The organism is Chamaesiphon sp. VAR_69_metabat_338 (assembly GCF_031423935.1).
In the GTDB taxonomy this organism is placed as follows: Bacteria; Cyanobacteriota; Cyanobacteriia; order Cyanobacteriales; family Chamaesiphonaceae; genus Chamaesiphon.
This window is the reverse complement of record NZ_JANPGM010000370.1, coordinates 1-2,668: the sequence shown is the minus strand read 5'-3', so window position 1 is coordinate 2,668 and position 2,668 is coordinate 1. Positions and strand designations below refer to the sequence as shown.

General features: G+C 46.1%; 2 protein-coding genes. One reads left to right on the top strand and one right to left on the bottom strand.

The features are described from left to right. Positions 1 to 882, bottom strand: an 882-nt coding sequence (gene dusB, locus RMO84_RS10395; protein ID WP_310488393.1) for a tRNA dihydrouridine synthase DusB, incomplete at its 3' end; no start/stop codon positions are given. Positions 883 to 1,142: 260 nt separating this feature from the next. On the opposite strand from dusB, the gene RMO84_RS10390 reads away from it, so the two are divergent. Next, positions 1,143 to 2,537, top strand: coding sequence for a CmpA/NrtA family ABC transporter substrate-binding protein (locus RMO84_RS10390; protein WP_310488392.1), 1,395 nt, complete (start codon positions 1,143 to 1,145; stop codon positions 2,535 to 2,537). Positions 2,538 to 2,668 lie beyond the last annotated feature (131 nt).

Genomic DNA, 2,668 nt, shown 5'->3' with positions numbered 1-2,668 from the left:
TCCTTTGGCGTACCAAGTCATGTGTTTGCGAGCTTGCAGGATGCCGCGCTCACCTTTATACAAGTACAAGTTTTGTAAATGTTCTTTAGCGCATTCTAATCGATCGATCGCGCTAGGCGACGGTAGTAGTTCGCCCGTTTTGAGAAAACGATCGATTTCACCGACGAGGAAAGGATAGCCGAGCGTGCCGCGCGAACACATCACCCCATCCGCTCCAGTCTGCTCTAGGCAAGCAACAGCAGATTCTACGGAGAAAATATCGCCATTAGCAATTACTGGAATCGATAATACCTCTTTAACCTTACGAATCCAGTCCCAATTAGCCGTCCCATTGTAGCCTTGTGCGCGAGTGCGAGCGTGAACTGTCAGCATCTGTGCGCCAGCATCCTGCATTCGCTGGGCAAAGTCTAGAATATTAATCTCATCCTCGTTCCAACCGATCCGCGTTTTGACGGTGACGGGAATATTCACAGCATTGACGACGGCTTTGACGATCGCGACAGCAGTATCTGGATCTCGTAGTAATGACGAACCACCGCCGTTTTTGGTAATTTTATTGACTGGACAACCCATGTTAATATCGATCGTCTGTGCGCCCTGCTCCACCGCGATTTGAGCCGCTTCACCCAAGAAATCGGGACGACAATCAAATAACTGAATACTAATCGGACGCTCGTTGGCATCGATTTCCATGATGCGCGGGATTTCCTTGAGATGCCGCAAACTCGAAGCCTGCACCATCTCGGTATACATCATCGAATCGGGGGCATATCGCCGCACCAAGCGACGAAAAACCAGATCGGTGACACCTGACAAGGGAGACTGAAAGACGCGGCTGTGGAGTTGGAGGGAGCCGATTTTGAGTGGAGTGGAGAAGTTCAAAGGAAGTTGGGAGTTGGGAGTTGGGAGTTAGGAGACAGAGGAATGGAGGACAGGAAGATTGGCTAGCTAGGATTTTTGTCTAGACTCATAATCATCTATAAAAACGATCGGAACTAATTTTCTACTCCTAACGCCCCACTCCCCACTCCCAACTAAAAAGTCACCTCATCCTGTAGAATTCAACATACTATGCTCAAAGTTAACTTAGGGCTGGGATAAATTAGCTTACTCCCGACTGTACTGAATCTCCAATTATCTCAATGAAGCGTCGCCAATTTCTGCAATATAGTGCCCTTTCCGCAGCAGGTTTGACCTTTGCCGCATGTACCAATCAAGGTAGCACTCACTTTACTCAGCCAGCAGCTAACTTTGGGAAATTAGAGAAAACCGATCTTCAGATTGGGATTGTTTCTAGTTTAGACTGTCTACCATTGGTGGTAGCCAAAGAGAAAGGGATGTTCAAAAAGTATGGTCTGAATGTTACCTTGGTCAAACAGCCAACTTGGGAGCAAGTACAACAGGAATTGCATAGCGGTAAATTGGATGCCGCCCAAACGCTGTTTGCGATGCCGCTCTGGGAATATTTTAGTAGTAAGGGTGGCAAATCGCCAGCTAAAGAGGAAGAGGGACAATCGCGCCGCCAGAGAAGAGATCGAGATCGAGTCAAAAGTGATGCGAAGACCGTTGCTTTGATGGGACTAAATATTAATGGTAATAGTATCAGCCTGAGTCCGGCTGCCTGGAAAGCTGGATTGCGATCGCGTCAATCCTATAGCAATTTAAATGAATTGCAAGATGGTTATAACAAGTTTTTTCGCGAACTAAAAACGCCACCAGCATTTGCGATCGCTCATCCTGCGGCGATGGCCAATTATACAACTAGATACTGGTTGGGTACGATGGGTATCGATGCCGAACGCGATGTCAAGTTTCAGGTATTAGCACCTGATGCTATTCTGGCAGGATTGGATAATGGTAAAGTTGTCGGCTATGCCACTGACGAACTATTCAATCAACAAACACTGACAGACAAAAAAGCCTTTACAGCGGCGATCGATCGGGATATTTGGCGCGGACATCCCGAAAAAATTCTCGCTTCCCTCGATACTTGGCTCAAAGCAAATCCGATTACGGCCAAAGCATTAATGGCGGCAGTATTAGAAGCTTGTCAATACTGTGACAACCAAGAAAATGTTGCCGCTCTAGCACCGATTTTGGGTAAATCAGAATATACGAATGCTGGCACTAATAAAAGCTGGCAAAAAATCCTCGCGGGTAGTTATAACTTTGGGGCGTTAGATGGCAAAGCCCAAGTTTTAAAAGTTCCTGATTTTCAAATATTTCACTTTCAATCGACTAAATATCTGCAACAACCCAACCATGCCAACTTCCTCTGGCATTCTCACGCTGTCTGGGTGCTGACGCAGATGGTGCGCTGGCGGCAACAGCAGCTTACGGATTATCCCAAAGATGCAGATGCGATTATTAAACAGCTCTATCCTACTGAAGGTTATGCAGATGTTGCTAAAGCTTTTTGGTTAAGTATGCCAAAAGGACAACTGAAGATCGAACAACCAGATACATTTGTCGATCTGATCGCCTTCGATCCTAATAAACCACTGGAATATCTCAATGGGTTTGAATTGAGAGCGTGATCTAGGTTTTAGACTTTAGGCGCGAAAAGTAGAGTGGGCACGGCTCTATAGATACATTACAAGTAAAATAAGCTAGCTAATAATTAACATGATTAAACTATATGGTGGGGCGAGAAGTCGGGCTTCGATCG